General features: G+C 64.0%; 25 protein-coding genes. 7 read left to right on the forward strand and 18 right to left on the reverse strand.

The genetic code is table 11. The annotated features are described in order from the left end of the window. Positions 1–53: 53 nt before the first annotated feature. A complete protein-coding gene (locus FGW20_RS01050; protein WP_301676253.1) occupies positions 54–752 on the reverse strand; it encodes an ABC transporter substrate-binding protein in 699 nt (232 codons plus the stop codon). A gap of 80 nt (positions 753–832) precedes the next feature. Next, entirely contained in the window at positions 833–1,639 is an 807-nt protein-coding gene (locus FGW20_RS01055) for an amino acid kinase family protein (RefSeq protein ID WP_301676254.1), read from the reverse strand. Between the two features lie 91 nt (positions 1,640–1,730). Between FGW20_RS01055 and FGW20_RS01060 the strand changes: the two genes are divergently transcribed. Together FGW20_RS01060 and FGW20_RS01065 are read left to right on the forward strand one after the other, a co-directional pair. Beyond that, complete coding sequence (locus tag FGW20_RS01060; protein ID WP_301676255.1) at positions 1,731–1,964, forward strand: hypothetical protein; 234 nt, start codon at positions 1,731–1,733, stop codon at positions 1,962–1,964. 48 nt (positions 1,965–2,012) lie between these two features. Next, positions 2,013–2,381 carry a hypothetical protein gene (locus FGW20_RS01065; RefSeq protein WP_301676256.1) on the forward strand — a complete coding sequence of 123 codons (369 nt, stop codon included), beginning with the start codon at positions 2,013–2,015 and terminating at the stop codon, positions 2,379–2,381. Here FGW20_RS01065 and FGW20_RS01070 read toward each other — a convergent pair. Genes FGW20_RS01070 through modA form a run of 4 tightly spaced genes read right to left on the reverse strand, consistent with a single transcriptional unit; the run spans position 2,354 to position 5,563 of the window. Then, entirely contained in the window at positions 2,354–3,409 is a 1,056-nt protein-coding gene (locus tag FGW20_RS01070) for an ATP-binding cassette domain-containing protein (protein WP_301676257.1), read from the reverse strand. The two genes, FGW20_RS01065 and FGW20_RS01070, sit on opposite strands and share 28 nt — an antisense overlap. An 11-nt stretch (positions 3,410–3,420) precedes the next feature. Beyond that, positions 3,421–4,218: an ABC transporter permease gene (locus tag FGW20_RS01075; RefSeq protein WP_301676258.1), complete on the reverse strand. Its 798-nt coding sequence runs from the start codon at positions 4,216–4,218 to the stop codon at positions 3,421–3,423. After that, positions 4,215–4,718 carry a tRNA (N6-threonylcarbamoyladenosine(37)-N6)-methyltransferase TrmO gene (gene tsaA, locus FGW20_RS01080; protein WP_301676259.1) on the reverse strand — a complete coding sequence of 168 codons (504 nt, stop codon included), beginning with the start codon at positions 4,716–4,718 and terminating at the stop codon, positions 4,215–4,217. Before tsaA ends, FGW20_RS01075 begins: the two co-directional genes overlap by 4 nt. Positions 4,719–4,744: 26 nt before the next feature. Then, positions 4,745–5,563 carry a molybdate ABC transporter substrate-binding protein gene (gene modA / locus FGW20_RS01085; protein WP_301676260.1) on the reverse strand — a complete coding sequence of 273 codons (819 nt, stop codon included), beginning with the start codon at positions 5,561–5,563 and terminating at the stop codon, positions 4,745–4,747. A 178-nt stretch (positions 5,564–5,741) separates the two neighbouring features. Here modA and FGW20_RS01090 point away from each other — a divergent pair, with 178 nt between their 5' ends. Beyond that, on the forward strand, positions 5,742–6,875 hold the full coding sequence (locus tag FGW20_RS01090) for a putative sulfate/molybdate transporter (protein ID WP_301676261.1): 1,134 nt from the start codon (positions 5,742–5,744) through the stop codon (positions 6,873–6,875). A gap of 331 nt (positions 6,876–7,206) precedes the next feature. Further along, positions 7,207–7,386, forward strand: a complete 180-nt coding sequence (locus tag FGW20_RS01095; RefSeq protein WP_301676262.1) for a SemiSWEET family transporter — start codon at positions 7,207–7,209, stop codon at positions 7,384–7,386. Here FGW20_RS01095 and FGW20_RS01100 read toward each other — a convergent pair. The 6 genes from FGW20_RS01100 to FGW20_RS01125 all read right to left on the reverse strand — a co-directional run bounded on the left by FGW20_RS01100 (position 7,367) and on the right by FGW20_RS01125 (position 13,373). Then, positions 7,367–8,434, reverse strand: coding sequence for an ABC transporter ATP-binding protein (locus FGW20_RS01100; RefSeq protein WP_301676263.1), 1,068 nt, complete (start codon positions 8,432–8,434; stop codon positions 7,367–7,369). The two genes, FGW20_RS01095 and FGW20_RS01100, sit on opposite strands and share 20 nt — an antisense overlap. Further along, positions 8,421–9,296, reverse strand: coding sequence for an ABC transporter permease (locus FGW20_RS01105; RefSeq protein ID WP_301676264.1), 876 nt, complete (start codon positions 9,294–9,296; stop codon positions 8,421–8,423). The genes FGW20_RS01100 and FGW20_RS01105 overlap by 14 nt, the downstream gene beginning before the upstream one ends. A gap of 70 nt (positions 9,297–9,366) precedes the next feature. Next, on the reverse strand, positions 9,367–10,434 hold the full coding sequence (gene wtpA, locus FGW20_RS01110) for a tungstate ABC transporter substrate-binding protein WtpA (RefSeq protein ID WP_301676265.1): 1,068 nt from the start codon (positions 10,432–10,434) through the stop codon (positions 9,367–9,369). 121 nt (positions 10,435–10,555) lie between these two features. Continuing rightward, positions 10,556–11,641, reverse strand: coding sequence for an ABC transporter ATP-binding protein (locus FGW20_RS01115; protein WP_301676266.1), 1,086 nt, complete (start codon positions 11,639–11,641; stop codon positions 10,556–10,558). Between the two features lie 4 nt (positions 11,642–11,645). Further along, the gene (locus FGW20_RS01120) at positions 11,646–12,341 is read right to left on the reverse strand and encodes an ABC transporter permease (RefSeq protein ID WP_301676267.1); all 696 of its coding nucleotides are present in this window, start codon (positions 12,339–12,341) and stop codon (positions 11,646–11,648) included. A 60-nt stretch (positions 12,342–12,401) separates the two neighbouring features. Continuing rightward, complete coding sequence (locus tag FGW20_RS01125) at positions 12,402–13,373, reverse strand: ABC transporter substrate-binding protein (protein ID WP_301676268.1); 972 nt, start codon at positions 13,371–13,373, stop codon at positions 12,402–12,404. Positions 13,374–13,502: 129 nt separating this feature from the next. On the opposite strand from FGW20_RS01125, the gene hisD reads away from it, so the two are divergent. Beyond that, positions 13,503–14,753, forward strand: a complete 1,251-nt coding sequence (hisD, locus tag FGW20_RS01130; protein WP_301676269.1) for a histidinol dehydrogenase — start codon at positions 13,503–13,505, stop codon at positions 14,751–14,753. Positions 14,754–15,025: 272 nt separating this feature from the next. On the opposite strand, the gene FGW20_RS01135 is transcribed toward hisD, so the two are convergent. Beyond that, complete coding sequence (locus tag FGW20_RS01135; protein WP_301676270.1) at positions 15,026–15,946, reverse strand: HEAT repeat domain-containing protein; 921 nt, start codon at positions 15,944–15,946, stop codon at positions 15,026–15,028. Between the two features lie 19 nt (positions 15,947–15,965). Continuing rightward, positions 15,966–16,901, reverse strand: coding sequence for a HEAT repeat domain-containing protein (locus FGW20_RS01140; RefSeq protein ID WP_301676271.1), 936 nt, complete (start codon positions 16,899–16,901; stop codon positions 15,966–15,968). Between the two features lie 163 nt (positions 16,902–17,064). Between FGW20_RS01140 and FGW20_RS01145 the strand changes: the two genes are divergently transcribed. Next, a complete protein-coding gene (locus FGW20_RS01145) occupies positions 17,065–19,530 on the forward strand; it encodes a heavy metal translocating P-type ATPase (RefSeq protein WP_301676272.1) in 2,466 nt (821 codons plus the stop codon). Further along, on the forward strand, positions 19,520–19,666 hold the full coding sequence (locus FGW20_RS01150) for a YHS domain-containing protein (protein ID WP_301676326.1): 147 nt from the start codon (positions 19,520–19,522) through the stop codon (positions 19,664–19,666). Before FGW20_RS01145 ends, FGW20_RS01150 begins: the two co-directional genes overlap by 11 nt. Before the next feature lie 156 nt (positions 19,667–19,822). Here FGW20_RS01150 and FGW20_RS01155 read toward each other — a convergent pair whose 3' ends face one another. The 4 genes from FGW20_RS01155 to FGW20_RS01170 form a co-directional block, all read right to left on the reverse strand. Further along, entirely contained in the window at positions 19,823–20,218 is a 396-nt protein-coding gene (locus tag FGW20_RS01155; RefSeq protein WP_301676273.1) for a hypothetical protein, read from the reverse strand. A 53-nt stretch (positions 20,219–20,271) separates the two neighbouring features. Next, positions 20,272–21,228, reverse strand: a complete 957-nt coding sequence (locus FGW20_RS01160) for an HD domain-containing protein (protein WP_301676274.1) — start codon at positions 21,226–21,228, stop codon at positions 20,272–20,274. A gap of 209 nt (positions 21,229–21,437) precedes the next feature. Then, positions 21,438–22,151, reverse strand: coding sequence for a dolichyl-phosphate beta-glucosyltransferase (locus tag FGW20_RS01165; RefSeq protein ID WP_301676275.1), 714 nt, complete (start codon positions 22,149–22,151; stop codon positions 21,438–21,440). Beyond that, on the reverse strand, positions 22,145–22,660 hold the full coding sequence (locus FGW20_RS01170) for a DJ-1/PfpI/YhbO family deglycase/protease (protein WP_301676276.1): 516 nt from the start codon (positions 22,658–22,660) through the stop codon (positions 22,145–22,147). The genes FGW20_RS01165 and FGW20_RS01170 overlap by 7 nt, the downstream gene beginning before the upstream one ends. Positions 22,661–22,915: the final 255 nt, after the last annotated feature.

The raw sequence follows: 22,915 nt of genomic DNA on the forward strand, positions 1-22,915 counted from the left end.
ATTAATGCATTTTACAAATGGGATTATTAAATGGGATGTTGTTGATTTGCCCTTCACCCCATCACGATATCGCGGTAGGCATCGCCGTCCGCTTCGACAAACAGGACTGCCTTCCCACCGACGCAGGCAGGCTTCGGGAACTTTCGCAGGCTGATCGTGCCTTCCCCGACCGCCGTCCCGTCCCGGGTCATCACCTGGTCGACGCCGGAAGCGAGGATCGCGGTGACCGTCTGGCTGCCGCTGAGGTCCCGGTTCGTTCCCTTCTGGATGAACCGGCCGTCGTTCCCCGATGCCGCAAGCCCGACCCCGGCAAGCGCACCGATCACGCCGTCCTCGGTGCCGCCGAGCCCCTCAAGGCGGATTCCGGCCTGTCGGGCGAGCCCTCGTGCCTGATCCTGCGTCACGACGCTCGCCTTCGCGGAGAAACCGAACCGGGAGAGGTCGCAGTTGATGTTCCGGTCGGCGGCGACGCAGATCCCGGGATCGCTCCCCTCGATGAAGTCGGCAAGCATCAGTTCCTTTGCCGCCACGAAGATGTCGGCCGCAGTCCCGTTCCCGGTATCCTGGATGTGGATGACCGCGGAACTGTTATGGGAGGTGTAGGGGACAGCCGGATGGACAAAGAGCTGGTGTCGGGTCACCCCGGTCACCATGTAGGAGTGTGCGAGTTCTGCTGCAATCGCGCGTGCGAGCCGTCCGGTGCCCCGGGACTCGCGTGTGTCGGTGTCGTCGATGCCAAGGTAGAGGGTCATAGAATTGCTCTATATCTATCCGTATCCCGGGCAAAAGAAGACTTCTCTTGAGTAAACTAAAAGTGGTTGACCCGGGGCCGTCATGCCCGGATCAGGGTGCCGACCCGCTCCCCGTTGACGGCTTTCGTGATGTTGCCCGGGACATGAGCGTTCACGATCTTGATCTCGGTCACGTGGACGGCGTCCCGGAGCAGCTCGACGGCTTTCGGTTCGAGCACCATATCCTCCATCTCCATCTCGATGAGTTCATCGGCCGTGATCTCCGGGATGAACTCGGCGTCGGGATTCACGAACGGGTTTTCGGTGTAAAGGCCGTCCACGTTCTTCCCGAGGATGCAGTTCTTTCCGCCGACCACCTCCGCCATCAAAAACGCCCCGGTATCCGTCCGGTGCGGCGGGATGCTCCCGAGTTTCGGCGGATGCTCATACAGCCCGTAGGGCGGAGTGCCCTGCACGACCGGCAGCATCCCGAGGGATATGAGCGAGGGGAGGTTTAAGAGATCGTCGGTGTGGATCCGGGTGCCGTTGTACTTCGAGAAGAGGATGGACATCATGATCGCGTTCTGCTCGCTGATCTTGCCCGCCAGCTCCGCAAGCACCCCCGTCGGCATGCCGAGATCGATCCCGACGTCGAGGATGTGCCGCACCCGGACACCGCCGCCGGTGGCGACCAGGACCTTGTTATTCCGGGAGAGTTCCCCGATCTCCTCGACCAGGGGATAGATCACGTCTCGCCCGTAGTCGATGACCCCGTGGCCGCCGATCTTGATCACGTTCAGGTCGGGCATGATCCTGACCTGTTTGCCGCTCCGGGTCTCGCGGAGCAGGCCGCGCCGGACCAGACTCTCGCCGCGGAACTTTGATTCCATCTCAAACCGTTCTGCCATGATAACAGCCTTACTACTTGTATGATAGAAAAAGTTAAGTGTCTTTGGTGTATACCTGCTGGTATACCAACTGGTATGGGATGGGAAGAAGATGAAGATCTACGTACGTGAACGCCAGAAAGTCGGCACCGGCGTGAAGCAGCCCCGCTTCCGCGTCGTCGCCGTCGTCGAAGAGCAGGGTGAGAACAAGCATCTGAAAGTGGAAGGAACGCACTTCAGAAAAGTCGAACTCGAACAGATTGCAAAGGACGTCGGGGCGGAGATCATCTACCTCGAGGAGATGCCCGAAGAAGAGCGCGGCGAGATGAAGGCGGAAGCGGCATAACCAGACGACCTCTTTTTTTGCGCCGGGCACGAGTACTTCTACGATTGGATGTCCACACACGAACACGACGACATAATCGATGCGGCCGTCCGGATCCTCCTCGAAGAGGACCGGTGCCTGACCGTCGGCTTTTCCCCGGACGGCATCTCGCTACGGTTCCCGACGACCCGGAAACTTGCCGAGCACCTCGGGATCCCGCATTACTACGTCCTTCCCCGGTTCGGGGAGATGGAGCGGGACGGGCTGATTCGCCGGGCCGAGCGGGTCGGTATCTCCACCACGGCCGCGGGGACGGAGCGTCTCCTCGCGGTCATGGCGGAGCGGCACGGCGATCGTGCGGAAGAAGTTCTGGGTGCCGGGGTCCTCCGGGCGCTCGAGATCCGCGCCGCTCAGGCCTCTTCTTCTTCCGAAGAGTAGACGTGGGCGGCTGAAGGCAGGAAGGCGAGATAGATCGCTTCGCCGGGTGCGAAGCCCGTCTCTTCGAACCCCTGCCGCGTCAGCGTCACCCGAAACGGAACTCCGGCATCGACAGAGACCTTGACCAGCCCCCCGTTCGGCCGCACCGAATCCACCCGGCCGAAGACGACGTTTCTTCCGTTCTTTGACAGAGGCGCCTTTGAGAGCTGGATCTCCTCCGGCCGGATAGCAACGGAGACGGGGCCGGGTATGGCGTTCTCCGCACGTATCTGGAGATCCCCCACCGCGACCGTCCCGTCGGATGAACCCGTTCCGCGGAGAAGGTTCTCCACCCCGACAAAACCCGCGACGAAGTCGGAATTCGGCTTCCGGAAGATCTCCTCCGCCGACCCCACCTGGATCACGTCGCCGCCGCGCATGATCGCCACCCGGTCGGCGAGGTCGAAGACCTCCTCGAAGTTATGGGTGATGTGGACGATCGTCGTCCCGGTGGCCTCGTGGATCCGGGCGAGTTCCGCCCGCAGGTTCTCGCGCGTCTTCACGTCGAGCGCGGAGAGCGGTTCGTCGAGCAGCAGGGCTTCGGGTTCCATCACCAGCGCCCGGGCAATCGCCGCACGCTGCTGCTCGCCGCCCGAGAGCGTTCCCGGGTAGCGGTGGAGGAGGTGGCCGATGTTTAAGAGATCCGCGCTCTCCTGCACCTTCCCGCGGATGAACGCGGGGTCGGCACGGTGCGATTTCAGCCCGAAGCTGATGTTGTCCTCGACGGTCAGGTGCGGGAAGAGCATGTAGTCCTGGTAGACCATGCCGATCTTACGCTCCCGGGCCGGGACGTCCGTGATTTCCCGGCCGTTTAGGAAGATCCTGCCCGCATCGGGGGTGTAGATCCCGGCAATCGTCTCAAGAAGGATCGTCTTTCCCGCCCCTGTGGGGCCGAGGACGATGAAGTACTCCCCGTCTTCGATCGAGAGCGAGACGTTCGAGAGCGAAAACTCTCCGAGGCTCTTTGATACTGAGTCTATGGTAAGCATGGACAAACCTCCTAATAAACGTGCGTGGCTCCGCCGTAGCGCTCGAAGGCGTAGAGCGAGACGACCGAGATCATGATGAGGATCGTCGCCGCAGCGATGGCATACTCGAGTTTTCCGGTAGACATGTTCAGGAAGAGCGAGAGCGGGAGCGTCTCGGTCTTCATCCGCGTTGCCCCGGCAAGCATCAGCCCGGCGCCGAACTCACCGATCCCCTTCGACCAGGTGATCACCGATCCGGCGAGGAGACCGTTCCACGACATGGGAAGCGTGACCCGCCAGAAGGCCTGTGCGTCGGTGCAGCCGAGCGTCTTTGCCACGTACTCGTAGCGGGGGTTGACGCCCTGGAACGTCGAACGGGTCACCCGGAGCATGTAGGGTAGGTTCACGAAGAACTGGGCCATGATGATCCCGAGCGGTGTAAAGACGAACGCAAGTCCTGCCGCAGCAAGCGACTTTCCTATCGGAGAGACCCCGAAGAAGAGCAGGAGCCCCACGCCCGCCACGAGCGGCGGGAGCGCCATCGGGATATCCATCAGCATGTTCATCACCGTCTTGCCCGGGAACGTGTAACGGGCGAGGGCGTAGGCCACCGGCACGGCGACCAGGATGCAGAGGAGCGTCGAGATGATCGACGTGATGATCGAGAGCCTGATAGCGAACTGGATCTCCTCGGAGAGGAGGCATTCAATCAGAACGGCCGGCGGGGAGTGCGTGACCACCCCGACAAGGATCATCACGATGAAGGCGGCGATGAGGAGTGCGACCGCAACGGTCGCCATCCGAAAATAGGAGGAGTTTTTCAGGTTCATGAAGACTCCTCATGCTCCCGGAGATCCTTTGGCGAGAAACTCCGGACCTTCACCTCCTCGATGTGCTTTGCGTCGACCCAGCCGCTCTGGACGTCGTCGCGGTGGTCGAACTGGCGGACGTAGGGTTTGATGTCCAGGAGCGGCGTGCCGTCCAGCACGTCGATCCCGCGGACCCGAACGGTGTTGCCTTCAACGGAGACGACCTCGACGAGAGAGATTCCGATCGGGTTCGGGCGGTTGAAATGGCGTATGGCAAAGATCCCGCGCTCTTTGCTGCCGTCGACGAACGGGCGCTCGAGCAGGCGGAAACCCTTTGCCTGGTGGAAATGGTAGAGGAGAATGATGTGGGAGAACCCCTCAACCCCCTGCAGCCCTTCCGCATACTCGGGAAAGACCTCGATCGTCCCTTCCGCCTCGGAGAAGATGCTCTGGATGGGCGTGGTGTCCTGTTCGGTGAACGGTGAGTGAATGGTTCCTATGATCTGGTAGGTGACTTCCATGCGACTTCTCCCTCCTTCCTCGTATATCAGGGTTCGACGTCCGCGTAGGTGTCGCTTGGGTAGGTGACGAAACCGTGTTTGGTGAAGATCTCCTTTCCTTCGTCGGAGATGACGAACGCATTGAACTGATGGGCTTCATCGGGGTGTTCTGATGACGTCAGCACGCCGATGGGAACGATCTTGACCAGGTTGTTGGTGTTCGGGATGTAGATGATATCCATCTTCTCGGGCACGTAGAGGTCTTCCCAGATAATACCGACATCGGCCTGTTCCATGGAGATGTAGACCAGCAGTTCGTTCACCGTGCCGCTGCGGGTCACGAGGTTCTTCTCCACATCCTCAAGAAGGTCGTTCTTTTCGAGGAGTTTGTTGGTCAGCTGCCCGATGGCGGTGCCGGGGTTCTCGCCGAGCGCCACCCGCACCCCGGGCTTTGTCATGTCTTCAAGACAGGTGATGCCGGCCGGGTTGCCCTTCGGGACGGCGATGATCGGGACGTGGTAGACGACCAGGTGCTCCTCCTCGACCAGCCCCTTCTCGTGGGCCGCATCGAAGTAGGCGGTCGCGCCTGGCATGTAGACGTCGCCCATCTCCGTCAGTTCCATCTGGGTGAGCAGGGTGTTCGACCCGCCGAAGACGAAGTTGATCGGGATGCCGGTCTCGTTCGTGAAGGTCATCGCGATCTCGTCCATCGGTTCGCGCATGCCCGCGCCGCAGTAGACGAGCAGCTCGGGTTTTGTCGTGTCGGACACCGCCGGCGTATCGGCGGTGGTTCCGGTGCATCCGCATGCAAAAGCGGCGGATGCCGCGACAAGCAGTGTGAGAATGAGAAGCAGGTGTGCTTTCATAAGGATAATTACTCAGGAGAGCAAAATAAACGTTTATACATCGGATCAAATTAACCTAAATAACTTAATGGATTTACTTTGTCCGAAATGGTAATGTTGGTTCGTAACATCCGTTCGGAGCGGGCCGGAACCAATCCGAAACCGAGAAATGGAGACGATACATACCGGGAATTGCACAATGGCGGAGAACACTGGAACGGAGGAAAGAAGCATCAGGTTTTCCCTCGAGGAGATCGCCGGAGCCGTCGGCGACTTCGGCACCATCTTTCCCATCCTGCTCGGCGTCGCTATCGTCTGCCCGGACGTGAACGTCAGCCACTTCTTCCTCTTCCTCGCCGCCTGGTACATCATCGCCGGGTTCTACTACCGCCTCCCCATGCCAATCGAGCCGATGAAGGCGATCGGCGCCATCGTCATCGCCGAAGGGCTCTGCGCCGGCGAGATCGTGGCGTCAGGCCTTGTCGTCGGGGCGCTCTTCCTCGTCCTCGGCCTCGTCGGCGGCATGACCTGGATCGGGGAGCGAATCCCAAAAAGCGTCGTCCGGGGGGTGCAGGCGGGTCTTGCGCTCATCCTCCTCAGGACGTCGCTCGGCTACATCGTTCCCGACGCTCTCTTTGCGGCCGTATCCATCGGGATCATCCTCGTCTTCTTCGTCGCATCGCAACGCACCCGGATCCCGGACGTCTCCGCCCTGCTGGTGCTCGGCATTGGGCTCGCCGCCGGTATCGCAACGCAGGGGATGCCGCCGTTCCGCCTGATGCCCCTCCCCGCCCTCGTCATCCCGATGCCGATGGACTTCATCACCGGAACCTGGGACCTCGCCCTCCCGCAGATACCGCTCACGCTCACGAACGCCATCCTCGCGACATCCCTCCTCACCTACGACCTCTTCCCGAAGCAGGGCGTGAACCCTGATAGGCTCTCGCGGACGATCGGGGCGATGAACCTGGTCTCGACGCCGCTCGGCGGGTTTCCGATGTGCCATGGCGCCGGGGGGCTTGCGGCGATGTACCGGTTCGGCGCGAGAACCGGCGGGGCGAACATCGTCGCCGGGATTTTCATCCTCATCTTCGCCGTCGCCTTCGCCCCGCCGGAGGTGCTGACCCTCATCCCCTTCGGCGTCTTCGGCGCGCTCCTGGTCTTCGTGGCGCTCGAACTCGGGAAGCACAGCGCCAAGACGGATTCTTACCTGGTCACGGGGACCATCGCCGTCCTCACCCTCGCGATCGGCCTCACGGTCGCGTTCATCGTCGGGATGATCCTGGCCTACATCATCGAGCGGCGGAGGAGTGCGGCAGCGTCCCGGTCATGATAAGGGTCGTTTGCGAAAGGGAGCCACCCTTTATCTACTGAACTTCGCGTCCTTCGCACCTGCGGTGCTCAAGCTCCGCTTCTGGCGAAGCGTCGTTCTTCGCGTGAGTTAACCGGGATGAGCAACGATACAGCCTCACGCGAAGTGCGACGGATGGGGCATCCGGAGCTTGAGAAGCCATCAGGCTTCGAAGAGCGCGAAGCCGCGAAGGATCTGACCAGGGTTTATCTCATCCGGCGTAAGACCGGGGGGAGATGGACACCGTCACCACACTCGGTCTTCTCGCCGGCTCGCTCACGACGCTCGCGTTCGCACCGCAGGCCTTCCGGGCGTGGCTGCCACGCGCTCGACCGCCGACCTCTCGCTCGCGACACTCGTCGTGCTCCTCGCGGGCGTCCTGCTCTGGCTCGCCTACGGGGTGGTGAGAGGGGATATCGCCATCGTGGCGGCGAACGCCGCGACAGCCGTCCTGGTCGGGCTTACCCCCTCGCTCAAGAAAAAGAACGGATGACGTGGATCGCCGTCGCCTTCACGGAGAGGGTGGCGGGCGTTCCCGAAACGATGCCGAGATCCTGCACCGACCGCCGGGTCAGGACCGCGGTGAGCGTGACGCCCGCGTCAACCCGCACCTCGGCGACGGGGCCGTTCTCGACAACCTGGACGACCGTCCCGGCCAGCGTGTTCCGGGCGCTGGTGCGCCGTCCGCCCCCGGCGGCGAGGACGACGTCGTCGGCCCGGATACAGAGCGTGACCTCCTCGCCCGCCGTTGCGTCGGTCACCGCCTCGAAGACCAGCCCTCCAGCAACCACCGTCGCGAGCCCGTCCTCGTTTGCCGTCACCGTTCCGTCCAGGATGTTCTCGATCCCGACGAACGACGCGACTTCGCGGCTCTTCGGGGTGTTCAGCACGATACCGGCCTTCCCCTCGTCGACGAGAGCCCCATCGATGATCACCGCCATTCTGGTGGCGAGGAGGTGCGCTTCGCGGCGCGAGTGGCTCACCTGGACGACGGTGAGCCCGTCCTCCCGGTGGAGCCGCCGGAGGTCGTCGATGAACTTCTCCTGCGTGACGGGGTCGAGCGCCGAGAGCGGTTCGTCGAGGAGGAGGATGTCGGGTTTCACCGCGATGGCTCTTGCGAGCGCCACCCGCTGCTGTTCGCCGCCGGAGAGCGTCCCCGGGTAGCGGTCGGTGAGGTGAGCGATCCCGAACCGCTCGAGGAGGGGGGCGACCTCGGCCCGGGCCTCCTTCTTCCCCATCCCCTGCACCCGGAGCCCGTAGGAGACGTTGTCGCTGACCCGCATGTTCGGGAAGAGCGAGTAGTCCTGGTAGACGAGAGCGACCTTCCGCTTCTCCGGGGGGAGTGCGGTGATCTCCTCGCCCCGGAGGAGGACGCGGCCGCTGTCCGGCCGGTGGAGTCCGGCGATCGCCTCGAGGAGCACCGTCTTTCCCGCACCCGACGGCCCGACGATGAAGTAGTAGTCGCCCTTCCTGATCGTCAGGCTGACGTCGTTTAAGCGGAACGAGCCGAGTGCGAGCGAGACACGGTCAAACTCTATCATCGTACCTCCCTAAGTACCGGGTCATTCTTCGCAGGAGGTAGAAGACCCCGAAACTGACCAGGATGACCGTGAATGCGATACTCCTGCTCGTGTGGATGCCGTCCGTCGTGAAGGAGTAGTAGATCAGCGTCGATATGATGAACGGGTAGTAGGCGATCATGATAACGCCGGCAAACTCCCCGATCGCCCTCCCCCAGGCGAGGATGGCCCCGCTGTACATGTGCCGGAGGCTCAGGGGGAGCGTGACCGTGCGGAACGTGGTGAAGGTGCCCGCCCCGAGCGTGCGGGCGACGTTCTCCAGGTGAACCGGCACCTTCTCGAACCCCTCCCGCATGGTGTTGACGTAGAACGGCGAGGCGACGAAGAGCATCGCGACGATCGTCCCCGGGAGCGCGTCTTCGAACGCAAGCCCGATCTCCGAGAGCGGCGCGCCGAGCCATCCCCGGCGCATGAAGAGGAGGTAGACGAGCAGGCCCGCCACGGTGTGCGGCAGGATGAGCGGGATGTCGACGATGCTCTCGACGGCGCCCTTGAGGCGGGAGGGGCGGGATCGCGCGAGAACGTAGGCGAGCGGGGTTCCGAAGAGGATGAGGAGGAGGACGGCGCTCGCCCCCGCGCCGAACGTGAGGAGGATGGATTCGATCACCTGCGACGACGCCGCGACCTTGAGGAGGTGAGCCGGGTCGGCGAGTTCCGTCGTTGCGATGTTCGCGAGCGCAAGCACCGTGATCCCGACAAGCAGCCCGCCCATGATGCAGAACCCGAGGGTGCACCAGTCGATATGCCGCCCCAGGTGCTCTTTCCACCGGGTGGCGACTGTCTTTGCCGGGAAGGGATCGGTTGAGAGCGCTTCAGTCTTCATGTCCGTGTATTCGCTGATAACTGGTATGCACGCTTCACTGATAACCGGTTGGGAAAAAGAAGAGTGGGGTTCAGGCTTTCATCTCAACAAGCGACTGGAGAGCGTCAGGAACGTCGCCGTAGCCGCCCGCGGGCACGATCGGGGGCTGGCCGTCGCCGGTGAGGATCTCCTGTCCGGTGGCGCCGATCAGCGTCTCCACGAACTCGATACCGAGGTCGGGGTGCTCGGCGATCTTCGGGACAGTCACGCCGTAGACGATCGGCGAGCCCACGTAGAGTGTGGTGCCGTCGCCCTTCTTTGCCTCGGTCTGGACGGTCGCGTAGTTCTCCGCGAAGTCTATCGACGAGAGATCGATCTCCTCAGGGAGTTCGATGAACTCGAGGTCGTTCTGGACGGCAACGCTCCGGTACTCCCAGGCGTAGTCAAGTCCGCCGGCCTGAACCATCTGGACGAGTTCGACGCTCTTCGGGCGGATCGTCAGGGTGGTGCTGTCGGGCTTCGGGTCGGCGGCGTGGATCGTGTAGACCCCGTCCTCGTCGGTGACGGTGATCGCGCTGTGCTCGCTGACTAGGGTCTCGAAGATCTGGTCGTCTTCATAGTAGGCCTCGGCGAGCTGGATCACCATCGGGGTGCGGTAGCCGCAGGGATCGGAGTTCGGGTCGGAGAAGCCCCACCGGACGCCGTCACGGTCGAGGATCTCGTACCAGTTCTCGGCGGTGATCTCGTCTGCGTACTTGCTCTCGTTAGAGTAGGTCAGGACCATCCGGTTCTTCGCGAACGTGAGGTACCAGTCGGCGTGCTCCGGGATCATCATCTCCGGGATGAGGTAGTAGTCGGCGGAGGCGACGACGTCGGCGGGTTTGCCGTTCTCGGTCACCTTCTTGATGCAGTCGACGCTGCCGGCTGGCTCGAGGAGCACGGTGACGCCGGCATGTTCTGCTTCGTATTCTGCTTTCACCTTCTCAAACGGTCCGGTCAGGCTCCCGGCATGGAAGACCTTCACCTGGACGTCTTCGGCGGCGGTCGCCGTCGGCGTGGGGGTCGTCGTCGGGTCTTCGGTCGTCCCCGTGCAGCCGGAGAACAGAACCGCGGCAGCGACGATGAGACCGATAAACGCACATAGGCGGGTTAGTTTCATGAAATAACGTTTGGCGGTGGCCCAATGTTAAAAGTATTCATCTCGGCAAATGTTAATCAAATTGATTTACCTGGCATTCCCGGACGGATCAGATTCCGGTGGAAAGGGCTTTGATGGGGATTCAGGCCCCTTTCCGCGGGATGAGATGAACCGCCTTCGCCTGGAGAGAGACCCAGACCTCCATCCCCTCGTGAAGACCGAGGGCCTCCGCCCTCCTCGCGGTCACCAGTGCGACAAGATCGCACCCGCAGCGCACCGTCACGTTCACGAACGGCGCCGTGGGCTCGATGGCGGTGACCGTCGCCGGGAAGAGGTTCTCGGCCTCCTCGTAGCCGGGCTTCCTCCGGTGCAGGGAGATGTCTTCCCCACGGATGACCATCTTCACCTCGTCGGCGGGCGGCGGGGTCGCCGAGAGGATCTCCTTTTCCCTCGCCTCCACGACGGTGAAGTCCCCTCTCCGGGAGACGACCCGGGCGGGAATGATGTTCTGGACGCCCACGAACCGGGCAATCTGCTGGTTCTTCGGTTCGCGGAATATCTCGCGGGACGGCCCGGTCTGGGCGATCGTGCCCTCGATCATCACCCCGACCCGGTCGGCAAGGCGCTGACCCTGCGCCAGATCATGGGTGCTTATGAGGACGGTCATGTCGGCCTCGCGATTCAGCCGGGTCACGATCGCCTCGATGGTGGCGGTCGATGTCGGGTCGAGGTTCGCCGTCGGTTCGTCCAGGAAGAGGATCTCGGGATCGGTCACGAGCACCCTCGAGAGCGCCACCCGCTGCTGTTCGCCGCCGGAGAGATCGATCGCCCGGCTCTTGATGTAGCGGGAGAGCCCGACGGCTTCGAGGGCCTCCTTCACCTTCCGGTCGATATTGTCGCCGGGAGCACGCCGGTACCGGAGCCCCATCGCGACGTTGTCGTAGACGGACGAGTTGAAGACGATCGGCCTCTGAAAGAGCATCCCCATCCGGCGGCGGAGGTCGAGCCAGGTGCCGTGATCCGCGACCGTGTCGACCCCGAAGACCGAGAGTTCCCCGGCGTTCGCGGGCTCGATCAGGTCGAGGAGCCGCAGAAGCGTGCTCTTCCCCGACCCGCTCGGGCCGATGAGCGCGAGGATCTCGCCTTCTTCGACCGAGAGGTCGACGTCGTGCAGGACTTCAAGGCTGCCGTAGGATTTTCTGATGTTGTGTGCTTCGATGACCGTCATGGTATCACCGCCGCTGCACCAGGGAGAGGGCTATGTTCACCCCGAGCGCCACCGCGAGGAGGATGATCCCGAGTGCAATCGAGAGGGAGTAGTTTGCCATCGAGGTGTTGAGCGCGATCGCGGTGGTGAGGACGCGGGTGGCGCCCCGGATGTTGCCGCCGACGATCATCACCGTCCCGACCTCGGCGATCGCCCGCCCGAAGCCCAGGAGGACGCCGGACATGACCGCGAACCGCGCCTCCGCGATGATCGTCATGACCGTCTGGAGCCTGCTCGCGCCGAGCGCGGTGATCGTGTAGCGCTTGTCCCGGTCGATCCCGGAGAGCGCCGAGACCGTCAGCCCCATCAGGAGCGGGATGATGAGGACGGTCTGGGCGACGATCATGCCGCCGGGGGTGTAGAGAAAGCGGAGGAACCCGAAGGGGCCGACGTTGGAGAGGAGCAGGAAGATGACCAGACCCACGATGACGGTGGGGAGGGCGTACAGCGTCTGCAGCGTGGAGACGACCGCGTGCTTCCCCCGGAACTCGTAGAAGTAGATCAGCGCCCCGAGCGGCAGGGCGATGAGCGCGGCGAAGAAGGTGGCGGTGAGGGAGACATAGAGCGAGCGGATGGTGATCTCCACCACCTGCGGGTCGAGGGTGATGATGAGCTCGATTGCTTCGATGAATCCCTCGATGATTGGGTTCCCGTTCACCACACTCCCTCACCCTCCGGACTCCCTGTCACCCTGCCGATCACCTTGTTACCACTCCACGTTTCAGGCAGTCACCGGCTCCGCGCAGGTGCAGTTGAACGGCGGCTCGGTGCACTCGGGTGCGTAGAGGGGTGTAAAGAGCGGTTTGCCGAACTCCTCGGTCCCGAATTCGCCGATCATCTGCTTCGTCTCGTTCGTGGTGAGCCAGTTGATGAAGTCCGCGGCCCCCTCTGCGTTCACTCCGGGGTGCTCTTCGGGGTTGACGGCGATCGCGCTGTAGCGGTTCATGAGCTCCGCACCCTCGGCGACGACCGGCACCAGGTCGAGCCGGTCGGCGAACGAGAGATAGGTGCCCTCATCGGAGAGGGTGTATGCCTGCTGCTCGTTTGCAAGGATCAGGGTGTCCCCCATGCCTTTGCCGGCCTCGACATACCAGCCCCCGGCGTTCAGGATCTCGCCGTCGTAGTCGTAGCCCGCCTCCTCCCAGAGCACCTGCTCCTGGGTGTGTGTCCCGGAGTTGTCGCCGCGGGAGACGAAGGCGACACCCTGCGTGTCGTTCGTGCCGGCGAGATAGATCGTCCGGAAGGCCTCCACCGGGGTCATGTTCGCGATCCCCGCCGGGTCGGATTCGGGGCCGACGATGATGTAGTAGTTGTAGGCGATGCATCGCGGGTTGATCCCGAAGCCGTCGTCGATGAACTGCTGCTCAAGGTCCGGGGCATGGACGAGCACCAGGTCCACGTCGCCGCGCCTCCCGGAGTCGATGGACTGTCCGGTGCCCTGGGCGATGAACTGCAGATCCATTCCTGTCTCGCCCTCGTAGACCCGTTCGAGCTCCGCGAGCAGCCCGGTGTTCTCGAGGCTCGTCGTGGTGGCTATCCGCAGGATGTCCCCTCCGCCGGCGGGAGCGGTCGTCGCCCCGGCCCCCGGCGTCTCGTTTTCGCCCGGCGCCGTCTCCGTGCATCCCACAGAGAGGGCGAAGATGAGCAGGATCGCAACGATGCCTGCCGTCAGATGAGTAGCATTCGTCTTCATACCAGCGCGTTAGGGAGCCCTCCTCGGATATATAGTTATCCTGGCCGGAAAGTTAATGGGCTTCGTTCCGGGGGGAGGTTGCCACCGAGGTCGAAACCTTAACGCTCTGGCCCGCCGATTCTTTTCCTCATGTGGCAGGCGCTGGATATCGAGACCTGGATCGCCGGACGGCGGTCGGACCTTGACCGGGTGAAAGGATCGGTCTCGGAGATCATCGAGAGGGTGCGCTCAGAGGGCGACGCTACCCTCATCGACCTGACGAAGAGGTTTGACGGGATCGATCTCGAGGAGATCGCCGTCCCCGACGAGGAGCGGGAGGCGGCCTACGATGAGGTGGATGCACGGCTGGTCGAAAGTCTCGTGGAGGCGGAGGAGCGGATCAGCCGGTTCCACGAACTGCAGCGCGGGCGCGACCTCTGGCTGCAGGAGATGGAGCCCGGGATCACCCTCGGCGTCAAGACGACGCCCCTCTCCCGGATCGGCGCCTACGTCCCCGGAGGGCGGGCGGCCTACCCCTCGACGGCGCTGATGTGCACGATCCCGGCGAAGGTCGCGGGGGTCGCGGAGATCTGCTGCTGCACCCCGCCGCCGGTCAATCCAATCACTCTCGTCGCGCTCGATATCGCCGGGGTTGACGAGGTCTACCGGGTCGGTGGCGCCCAGGCGATCGCGGCGATGGCGCTCGGGACCGAGTCAATCCCACGGGTGGAGAAGATCGTCGGCCCTGGGAACGTCTACGTCACCGCGGCGAAGATGCTTCTGCGCGACGAGGCCGAGATCGACTTCCCGGCGGGCCCGAGCGAGATCGCGATCCTCGCGGACGGCACGGCGAACCCGACGTTCATCGCGGCCGATGTCCTCGCCCAGGCCGAGCACGACCCGAACGCCGCCTGTGTTCTGGTGACGACCGACGCGGCTCTCGCGGAAACGGTCGGCGCCGAGGTGAAACGGATGGCCGGAGAGGCAAAACGCCGCGATATCGTCGCAAAGGCGCTTGAACACTCCGGTTACATCGTTGCCGCTGACATCGACGAAGCGGTCGCGACGGTCGACGGGGTCGGCCCCGAACACCTCTCGATCCAGGTGGCCGACCCGCTCTCGGTCATCAACCGCATCCGGAGCGCCGGGTCGATCTTCGTCGGCCCCTACGCGGCGGTGGCCTGCGGCGACTACGCCTCGGGGACGAACCACGTCCTCCCGACGGCGGGCTACGCTCGCCTTTACTCTGGCCTCGACGTGAACCACTTCTGCCGGCGCTCGACCGTCCAGGTGATCACGCGGGAGGGGCTTGACGCCATTGGCGACGTGGTGGAGACGATCGCCGACGCGGAAGGCCTCCACGCTCACGCGGAGTCGGTGCGGGTTCGGAGAAGAGGATAGGCGAATAATTCATCTTATCGGGACTGTTCTATGGGAGCCGTTGGGAGATCTGATCGCTTCTCGAACGCCAACTTTCCAACTGGTCACAACCCCGTGCACGGCTTTCCATAGGATATCGCCACGGTCCACTGTCCGGGATGACCCCGGGGAAGAACCAGATCCAGCACCTCCGGAGGGGCGATGAGCGGCAAGCAGAGTCCGATAATTCGGAATCGATGCCTAGAAACAGGACCCCTGCTCCGGTCATCTTCTGGACAAAATGGTAAGATGAATTATCGCGACGTCGGCGGCGAAGGCTCCGGGGCAACCTCCCCGTGGACCATCCGGATGCTCTCGATCGCGTCCTCTGCGACGGTTCGTTCGTCCTGATCCCCGCTCCGGGCGAGGTCTTTGAGAGCGTCGATCGCCCGCGGGTCGCCGATGTACTTGAGCGCCCCCGCCGCGTAGAGCCGGACGTTCCGGTCGGCATCCTTCGTCGCCGCGACGAGGGGCTCGACCGCGGCACCGCCCATCCGCATGAGGGCGCCCGCCGCCGCCCCCCGGACGTCGTCGTTTTCGTCCCGGAGCGCCGTGATGAGCGGCTCGACCGCGGACGTCTCCCCGCTATCCCCGAGGACACCGGCCGCGAGGATCCGGGTATCCGGGTTCGGGTCGGTGAGCATCCGGCGAAGCGGCTCCGCCGCTCCGGCACCGAACTTTACTATGGCTCCCGACGCCTGGCACCGAATATCGTCGTTTTCGTCCTGGAGCGCCCGGGCCAGTGGATCGACCGCAGCGGGATCACCGATCTCGCCGAGGATGGCGACCGCGTAGACTCGCCGGAGCTCTTTCGCGGTGTCAACCTCCCAGGTCTGGCCGCCGGCCCCGGTCACAGTCGGCGGGCTCACGGCCTCCTCCTCGTACTTCCCCGACGCCTCCGGGTTCTCGAGGAGTTCGGCCAGCGGTTCGACCGCCGGCGTCCCGAGCAGCGTGAGCGAGTCCGCCGCCGCCTCCCGCACCGCTGTCAACGGGTCGCCGAGCGCCCGGATGAGCGGCCCGACCGCTTCGGCACCGCCGAAGTCCCCGAGCGCCAGGGCGGCCCGCTGGCGGGTCAGGCCGTCGCTGCTCCCGAGCGCCTCGATCAGGCCGTCGACATTCTTCTCCGCTCTCAGCATATCGATGTTGAACCGCTTCTCCACGTTCTCTTGCTCCAACGCGTTCACCTCCACTTTGTCACCGTGACGCCGGCGGAACAGGCGTGGCCTCGCCCCGCCTCTGCCGGAACCGCGTCATCCCGTCCTCGGCTCCCCTCCGGACAGCGGGGTCGGGGTCGGAGAGCGACCGGCCGAGCGCTCCTTCCGCCCGCGGATCAGCGATCTCGCCGAGGGTGACGGCGGCGTAAGCCCGGCGGAGCCCTGTGCCGGGCACGGTTCCCTCTTTCACGGCGCCGGCCCTCCTCGCACCAGGAAAGAGAACCTCGTGCTCCCTCGCATCCTCCGGGCCGCCGAAGAGGTCGTGCTGCGCGATTGCGGAGTGCCGGAGACCCTTTTTCGTCCCGACGTCCCCGGGCCCGCCGAGGAGGTCGTGCTGGGTGATCTCCTCCTCCCCTTCGACGGCCCTTCTGGCGCCCGATCTCCTGATATCCTCCGGGCCGCCGAAAGCGTCGTGCTGGGCGAACCCTTCCTCCACGTCGCGGGCGCGTCCGCCTCCCGCCTCCCGGATATCGGCGGGTCCGCCGAACGCATCGTGCTGCCTGATGCCTCCCCGGTGCCGGAGCGTCCTCTTCGTGGCCGGTATGCCTTCAGGGCCCCCGAGGAGATCGACCTGGGTCAATCCTTCCCCGGACGCTTCCCGCGCCGGCCCTTCCCCGACCGCAGCGCCGCGACGTTCGAGGACGTCGATGAGCGGTTCGACCGCCGGTGTTCCGACTATGACGAGCGCGTTCGCCGCCGCCTCCCGGACGTCCTGCACCGGATCGGTGAGCGCCCGGATGAGGGGGTCCACCCCCCGCCATTCTCCGAGCGCCCCGAGACCGAGTGCGGCGCTCCGGCGGGAGGCCGGATTACCGCTCTGCAGTGCCTCGATAAGGCCGTCGACGTCCTGTCTCGACGTCATGTGCTCGACATCGTACTGCTTCTCACCTGTTGGAATATCCCGTCTCTGCACCACAATCACCTCAGGATGCGGCGATATAATCGGCCATGAGTATAATAATATTGTGTATAAAAATCGGTATGCGCTGTATTGAGAATCCAGCCCCTCCCGGGAGAGGGTGCGCGAACACGGGCCGGCGAGAGCAGGTATTTTATCCGCGCAGGGTGAGGTGGATATCATGCCGGAGGAGAAGAGAAAGGCTGAACTAAAGATCTCCGGGATGCACTGCGCGTCCTGCGCGCTCAACGTGGAACGCGCTCTCCAGGGCCGGGACGACGTCTACGACGCCCGGGTCAACTTCGCAAACGAGACCGCTACCGTCGAGTACGACCCGGCGAAGACAACCCTCGCCGACCTTGAGAGGACGGTCTCGGACGCCGGTTACGAGGTTGTCAGGAGCGAGGCCACCGTCAGGATCGGGGGGATGGTCTGCGCGAGCTGCGCCCAGGTGATCGAGACCTCGCTCGCCGACCTCGACGGGGTCTACGAGGCCCGCGTCAACCTCGCAAACGAGAACGCACACGTCGTCTACAACCCCGCGCTTGTCACGACCGCGGATATCCGGGCCGCCGTCGAGGATGCCGGCTACCGGTATCTCGGGCTCGAGGAGGAGATCCCCGAGGACGTCGAGGCCCGGATGCGGGAAGAGAATCTCCGGGACAAGTTCCGCCGGTTTGCCGTCGGGTTCGCCGTGAGCATCCCGCTCTTCTTCTACATGCTCTTCGGGATGCCGGGGGCGGCCGCCCTCCCGGTCTCCATCAATCTCGTCATGCTGGTCATCACCCTGCCGGTCTTCCTCTACGTCAGCGCCCCCATCTTCCGGGCCGCGGCCGCCGCGCTCCGGAACCGGGCGCTGACGATGGACGTCATGTACGCGATGGGGATCGGCGTCGCCTACGGCGCAAGCCTCCTCGGGACGTTTCAGATCGTCCTCACCCCGGACTTCAACTTCTACGAGACCGCGGTGATGCTCGCGGCGTTCCTGACCCTCGGGCGCTACCTCGAAGCCCGGGCGAAGGGACGGACGTCTGAAGCCATCAAGAAACTCGTCGGGCTCCGGCCCCGGACCGCGACGGTGATCCGGGATGGACAGGAGGTCGAGGTTCCGGTCGAGGACGTCGTCGTCGGCGACGTCATCCTGGTCCGGCCGGGCGAGAAGGTGCCGGTGGACGGGACGGTCGTCGGCGGCGAGAGTTCGGTCGATGAAGCGATGATCACCGGCGAACCCATCCCGGTCGACAAGCAGGAGGGTGACGAGGCCGTCGGCGGCACCCTGAACGTGAACGGTGTGCTCCGGATCCGGGCCGAGAAGATCGGGAAGGATATGGTGCTTTCACAGATCATCAGGCTCGTCCGGGACGCCCAGGGCTCGAAACCCCCGGTGGAACGGATCGCCGACGTCGCGGTCTCCTACTTCATCCCGGTCGTCCTCGCGATAGCGGCCGGCGCCTTCCTCGTCTGGTACGTGGGGCTCGGTTCCTCGCTCCTGTTTGCGCTCACGGTGCTGATCTCCGTCCTGGTCGTCGCCTGCCCCTGTGCGCTCGGGCTCGCCACCCCGACCGCCGTGACCGTCGGGATCGGCCGGGGCGCGGAACTCGGACTGCTGATCCGGAACGGGGAGGCGCTGGAGGTCTCGGAGAAACTGACCGCGATCGTCTTCGACAAGACCGGGACGCTCACCCGGGGGAAACCCGATGTCACCGATATCGTGGCGCTCACGGTGCCGGAAGACCGGCTGCTGGCGGTCGCCGCGGCGGTCGAGCACAACTCGCAGCACCCGCTCGCGGAGGCGGTCGTGCGCCGGGCAGAGAGCGCCGGGGTCGGCGTCCCGGCGTCGGAGTGGTTCACGACCTTCGGCGGCCGCGGGGTCAGCGCCGTAGTGGAGGGTGACGAGGTGCTGATCGGGAACCAGCCGTTCCTCGAAGAGCACGGCATCCCTGTTCCTCCCGTGGCGGAAGACCGGATTGCTGCCCTCCAGGACGAGGGGAAGACCGCGGTTCTCGTCGGCGCAGGGGCCGGGCTCGCGGGCATCCTCGCCATCGCCGATACCCTCAAACCGACGACGAAGAGCGCCATTGCGGAACTGAAACGGATGGGGTTGTCGGTTACGATGATCACCGGTGACAACGAACGGACGGCGAACGCCATCGCCCGCGAGGTCGGGATCGATGACGTCCACGCCGGGGTGCTGCCGCAGGAGAAGGCACAGGAAGTCCGGGCGCTCCAGGAACGGGGCGAGGTCGTGGCGTTCGTGGGCGACGGGATCAACGACGCCCCGGCGCTCGCGCAGGCGGACGTCGGGATCGCCATCGGGAGCGGAACCGACGTCGCTATCGAGAGCGGGGATATCGTCCTCATCCGCGATGACCTTGTCGACGCCGTCGCGGCCGTCGAACTCTCCCGGAAGGTGATGAGCCGGATCAAGCAGAACCTCTTCTGGGCGTTCGCCTACAACTCCGCCCTCATCCCCCTCGCCGCGGGGGTGCTCTACCCGTTCTTCGGGATAACCTTCCGCCCGGAACTTGCGGCGCTCGCGATGGCCCTCTCGTCGGTGACGGTCGTCTCGCTCTCCCTGCTGCTCAAGACTTATATACCTCCGGCGAAGAGAGGGACGTTATCGGAGGCTGATGCACGTGGCACTTGATCCGGTATGCAAGATGGATGTCGACGAGGCGAGTGCGAAGTACACCGCCGAGTACCAGGGCAAGACCTACTACTTCTGCGCCCCGGGGTGCAAGAAACTCTTCGAGCGCGACCCTGAGGCGTATCTGAAGGAATAATAACCTTTTTTTCCGGCGGGTGTTCCGGTGCGGATCGGAAGGCCCATATACTCGAAGAATAATAGGATATTTGCGAATCAGGGAAACACCTGACGGTATTTTTAATATAGCAGCCCGCGGTTTATGTCAGGTGTTGGTGAAGGGTCCTGAGCCTGCTCAAAAAAAACTCATCCCCGTAAACCCTGTCGCGGTCTCGTCCTCGATGGTATTGGTATCCTTTCTCGCGATTGTCTTCCCGCGCTGCTGCTGCAGATCTTCGATAAGGTCCCGGATAGCGGATATATCAACGCTGCGGTGAGACTCCAGCTCTGCAATCTCCAGCAGTGCCTCTCTGAGATGGTAAAGGTCGGTATACTGATCTAGCGAGATCCGGAACCTATCGGGGCTCGGCCCTGCAACGTACTGGAACCTCCCTGCAACCGCGTGGACGATGAGTTTGTCTTCCGCAGCACGGCCTTGCCCGGGCTCTACTGCAATCTCAAGGACTGCCGGCGAGATCCCGGGAGTGTCGATATCGCTCACCCCGAATGCGGTGATGACGGTTATATTCATGCCTCGCATCCTCCAATCATCGTCGTTCCTCTTCTCTCCATAGTGAGATGCCGTCAGAACCGGTAGACCGGGACACGGCACCGTGCCCCCTGCCTCTCCTCTCCCTGCGCGAGATCCGCGGCGTCGTCGCAGGTCGCCCGGAGGTACGCGCTCGCGTTGTCGGCGAAATGAACTGCCCAGGCCTCCGGCGTCCGGGGCTTGATCTCGCCGTAAGAGCCGTGGTGCGACATCACGATATGGAGGATGTGGCCGAACCGTGCAGGGTCGACCCTGGCGGAATGTTTCATGAGCGCCGCGGCCCCGAGCGCCGTATGCCCGACGAGGGTGTAATCCGGGAGCGCGACGAACGAGAACCCCCGGCGGCAGAAGCAGGACGCCTTCCCGACGTCGTGGAGGAGGGCTCCGGCGAGGGTCACGTCGGTATCCATCTCGGCCCGCGAGATCGTGCCCGCAAGAGAGAGCGCCATCTCCGCGGTCTCGAGGGTGTGCTCCGCAAGGCCGCCGATGTAGGCGTGATGGTGGAATTTTGCTGCAGGCGCGTCAAAGAACTCCGGAATGCTGTCGATGACCTCCAGGACGAGAGACTTTATGCCGGGCTCCTCGATCTTCGCGGTCATACGCCCCAGCCTCTCCCGGATGCTTTTGATATCGACGGGCGCGTAGACGAACAGGGACGGTTCAAGCGTTTCCGGCGGCACCGGGTCAGCGAGGCAGGCGATCCCCTCGTTCACGTTCACCTCGCAGGTGCCGTTGTAGACCTTCGCGTAGCCCTGGATGCGATAGACCTCGCCAGGCCGGATTGCACGGCAGAACGCCTCCATCTGCTCCGCGCTGTTATCCGACGCCCCCCAGACCTTACAGGCTCCCCGGCCGGTATTATCGGAGATGGAGAGCTGGATGTACCGGCCGCCGTCCCGCTTCTCCTTCAGTTCTGCAGCGTCCACCACGAAAGGCGCGTCGACCTGCATGCCCCCGTTTATCCCCGCGACAAAGACCGTCTTTTCAAGCACCGGATCACTGTTCCTGTACCATCCGTTTGCCCCGAAAACCTTAAAACCCGGCGATTTGTTCCGGTATGGAGACCCAGTCCGGTCTCACATGAAAGCGAGACGTCCTTGCGCTAATCTGTGAACTCTCCCTTGTATGAAGGAACAGTGCAGGGACAGCAACAGGTCTCGCGCGACGGCCGCGAAGCCACGGCCTGCGTCCCTGGACTCCCTCACCTGAACCGGAGCCGGAACATCCCGCGGAGCATCGCCTTCGCGTCCGACGTCGCTACCTTCGACTCGTCCCGGTTCTCCCAGGTGATCGGAACCTCGTCCACCCGGTAGCCGTTCCGGCGCAGCCTCCAGAGGAGTTCGACGTCGAACTCGAACCCGGTCGACCGGAGCGAGGAGAGAACCGCATCAAGTGCATCTTTCCGGAAGACCTTCGCGCCGCACTGGGTGTCCCGGTAACCGAGCCCGAAGAGCGCCCTGACCATCAGGTTGAAGAGACGGCTCTCGACCCGGCGCCGGAACCCCTGCCGCACGGTGAGAACCGAGCCCGGAACCCAGCGCGAGCCGATGGCGCCGTCGGCGGTTGCGAGATGGTCGAAGAGCCGTTCCATCTCGGAGAGCGCGGTCGAGCCGTCCGCGTCCATGTAGCCGACGAAAGGCGTCGCCGCCGCCGTCATCCCGGCCACGACGCCTCCCCCCTTCCCGAGCCGGGCTGGAAACGTCAGGCACCGGATGGAGAGCGACGGGTGAGCGTCCGCAAACGCATTGACGATCTCTGCAGTGGCGTCGGTCCCGTCGCAGACGAAGACGAGTTCGCCCCCGAAATCCGAGACATCCTTGAGGAGCGACCGGATCCGCCGCTCCTCGTTGTATGCGGGGATCACCAGGGTGCAGTCCGCCGGATTCACGCCGCCGGCGTGGGTATCGTCTAGCATTCCAGTTTCGTGATGATGGTGTCGGCGAACTGTGCGGCGGCCTCGGGGCCGTTCGCGGTCACGACCTGCATTTCGGCGACGACGGGGATCTCAAGGAGGTTTGCGCCCGCCTTCTTCATCTCCGCGACAGCCGCCGGACTCGGGTATACCGTCGCATGCCGTCCGGCGAGGACGCCCGCCCGTGCCAGCACGACCGGCGCGAGGCAGATGGCGGCGACGACTTTGCCCTGCTCGAAGAACGACCGCACGAGGTCCCGGAGCCGCTCGCTTCCCCAGAGATGCTCCTGTGAACCGCTGCCGCCCACAATCACGATCCCGGCGTAGTCGTCGCTGTTCACGTCCTCCAGCGTCATGGAAGCCTCCGCGGTGCCCCCGAGCATCCCCGTGCACGTGCCGGCGACCGTAGAGGCGAGATCGACGCCGATCCCCGCCTCCTCAAAGGTGCGTTTCGGGATCTCCAGTTCCTCGTCCCTGAACCGTTCAGGTGCAATCGCAAGCAAGAGTCTCATAAGGGTCTTCTATCAAGGGTTTGTTCATAAGCGTATTGATGGTTGTGGAGCGGGGGATACGCCGGCGGTGCCGGATCACCGGGGTCGCTGCAGCCGCGGAACCGGGCCGTGCCCCCGGACGGAAGCCGGAGGGCAACCTGACCGGCGTACCCCCGCTCCTTTTGGGGGGAGGATCGCGGATGTTCGGCCCCTCGATACCGGGTAATCCCGAACCTCTGCCGTACCCGTATTTTGAAACAAACTTATTATAATAAT

Source organism: Methanoculleus methanifontis, assembly GCF_030464365.1.
GTDB lineage: Archaea > Halobacteriota > Methanomicrobia > Methanomicrobiales > Methanoculleaceae > Methanoculleus > Methanoculleus methanifontis.

Coding starts and splice junctions, on each gene's coding strand:
- FGW20_RS01065 (WP_301676256.1), top strand. CDS start 2,013: ATGTCCACACACGAACACGACGACATAATCGATGCGGCCGTCCGGATC.
- FGW20_RS01070 (WP_301676257.1), bottom strand. CDS start 3,409: ATGCTTACCATAGACTCAGTATCAAAGAGCCTCGGAGAGTTTTCGCTC.
- FGW20_RS01165 (WP_301676275.1), bottom strand. CDS start 22,151: ATGCTAGACGATACCCACGCCGGCGGCGTGAATCCGGCGGACTGCACC.
- FGW20_RS01125 (WP_301676268.1), bottom strand. CDS start 13,373: ATGAAGACGAATGCTACTCATCTGACGGCAGGCATCGTTGCGATCCTG.
- FGW20_RS01055 (WP_301676254.1), bottom strand. CDS start 1,639: ATGGCAGAACGGTTTGAGATGGAATCAAAGTTCCGCGGCGAGAGTCTG.
- FGW20_RS01105 (WP_301676264.1), bottom strand. CDS start 9,296: ATGAAGACTGAAGCGCTCTCAACCGATCCCTTCCCGGCAAAGACAGTC.
- FGW20_RS01100 (WP_301676263.1), bottom strand. CDS start 8,434: ATGATAGAGTTTGACCGTGTCTCGCTCGCACTCGGCTCGTTCCGCTTA.
- FGW20_RS01060 (WP_301676255.1), top strand. CDS start 1,731: ATGAAGATCTACGTACGTGAACGCCAGAAAGTCGGCACCGGCGTGAAG.
- FGW20_RS01170 (WP_301676276.1), bottom strand. CDS start 22,660: ATGAGACTCTTGCTTGCGATTGCACCTGAACGGTTCAGGGACGAGGAA.
- modA (WP_301676260.1), bottom strand. CDS start 5,563: ATGAAAGCACACCTGCTTCTCATTCTCACACTGCTTGTCGCGGCATCC.
- wtpA (WP_301676265.1), bottom strand. CDS start 10,434: ATGAAACTAACCCGCCTATGTGCGTTTATCGGTCTCATCGTCGCTGCC.
- hisD (WP_301676269.1), top strand. CDS start 13,503: ATGTGGCAGGCGCTGGATATCGAGACCTGGATCGCCGGACGGCGGTCG.
- FGW20_RS01075 (WP_301676258.1), bottom strand. CDS start 4,218: ATGAACCTGAAAAACTCCTCCTATTTTCGGATGGCGACCGTTGCGGTC.
- tsaA (WP_301676259.1), bottom strand. CDS start 4,718: ATGGAAGTCACCTACCAGATCATAGGAACCATTCACTCACCGTTCACC.
- FGW20_RS01050 (WP_301676253.1), bottom strand. CDS start 752: ATGACCCTCTACCTTGGCATCGACGACACCGACACACGCGAGTCCCGG.
- FGW20_RS01115 (WP_301676266.1), bottom strand. CDS start 11,641: ATGACGGTCATCGAAGCACACAACATCAGAAAATCCTACGGCAGCCTT.
- FGW20_RS01155 (WP_301676273.1), bottom strand. CDS start 20,218: ATGAATATAACCGTCATCACCGCATTCGGGGTGAGCGATATCGACACT.
- FGW20_RS01145 (WP_301676272.1), top strand. CDS start 17,065: ATGCCGGAGGAGAAGAGAAAGGCTGAACTAAAGATCTCCGGGATGCAC.
- FGW20_RS01090 (WP_301676261.1), top strand. CDS start 5,742: ATGGCGGAGAACACTGGAACGGAGGAAAGAAGCATCAGGTTTTCCCTC.